The sequence below is a fragment of the Mycobacterium sp. 1165178.9 genome (genome assembly GCF_001673555.1).
GTDB lineage: Bacteria > Actinomycetota > Actinomycetes > Mycobacteriales > Mycobacteriaceae > Mycobacterium.
This window is the reverse complement of record NZ_LZMB01000583.1, coordinates 1-1,208: the sequence shown is the minus strand read 5'-3', so window position 1 is coordinate 1,208 and position 1,208 is coordinate 1. Positions and strand designations below refer to the sequence as shown.

Genomic DNA, 1,208 nt, shown 5'->3' with positions numbered 1-1,208 from the left:
CACCACCCGCCGTCGGATTCGACGACGTCACATAGGGATACGTGCCGTGGTCGACGTCGAGCAACGTGCCCTGCGAGCCTTCCAGCAGGACCGCCTCGCCGGCCTCCAGCGCGGTGTTGAGCAGCAACCGGGTGTCGGCGATCCGGTGTTTGAAGCCCTCGGCCTCCTGCAGCAGGGCCTCGACCACCTGATGCGGATCCAGCGCCTTGCGGTTGTAGATCTTGACCAGGATCTGGTTTTTCAGTTCCAGGGCGGCTTCGACCTTGTGCGTCAACACTTCCCGATCCAGCACGTCGGCGACCCGGATGCCGATGCGCGCGATCTTGTCCTGGTAGCAGGGGCCGATGCCGCGGCCGGTGGTGCCGATCTTCTTGTTCCCCATGTAGCGCTCGGTGACCTTGTCGATGGCCACGTGGTAGGGCAACAGCAGGTGCGCGTCGGCGGAGATGAGCAGCTTGGAGGTGTCGACCCCGCGGTCTTCGAGGCCCTTCAGCTCGTCCAGCAGCACGCCGGGGTCGACCACCACGCCGTTGCCGATCACGTTGGTGACGCCCGGGGTCAGCACTCCCGACGGGATGAGGTGCAGCGCGAAGTTCTCGCCGGTGGGCAAGACGACGGTGTGCCCGGCGTTGTTGCCGCCCTGGTAGCGAACCACCCACTGAACGCGCCCACCGAGCAAATCGGTGGCCTTACCTTTGCCCTCGTCGCCCCATTGGGCGCCGATGAGGACGATTGCCGGCATGACACGCTCCCACCTGATCTCGCCTGCGTATTGTGGTCCAGCCGGTGACCCACCCTAGCCTGGCGACTGTGCTGGCCGCCGTGGCCGGCTGTGGAGCCGGGCAAATCAGCTTAAGCCAGGAGGTGGCGAGAAAGGCATGACCGAGCCGGTTGAGGCGGGCGCCGACGTCGCGGACATGGCGGTGGTGGCGTTCGGCGACCGCAGGGTGCCAGGGCCGCTCTCCGGCCTGACCGTCGTCCGGGCCGATACCACCGGCGACCCGGACGCCATCAATGACGCGATCGGCACATTCCGGCGGCTGGTCGTGCTGGGCGGCGACGCCGAGCTGGCAACCGTGCTGACCCGGCTGCTGCGTGCCGAGCGGTTGGACGTCGAGGTGGCTTACGTGCCGCGCCGCCGCACCCGGGGAACCCGGATCTACCGTCTGCCGACCGGATTCGGGGCGGTGTGGCGGGCCCGGCGCGGC

1 protein-coding gene and 1 pseudogene are annotated in these 1,208 nt (G+C 68.1%); one reads left to right on the top strand and one right to left on the bottom strand.

What is annotated here, in order from left to right:
- The coding region (locus A5652_RS25285; RefSeq protein ID WP_197514105.1) for an adenylosuccinate synthetase at nucleotides 1-742 on the bottom strand (742 nt) is incomplete at its 3' end.
- Nucleotides 743-878: 136 nt separating this feature from the next.
- Between A5652_RS25285 and A5652_RS28860 the strand changes: the two are divergent.
- Nucleotides 879-1,208, top strand: a pseudogene (locus A5652_RS28860) (peptidase M50); the annotation flags it as partial.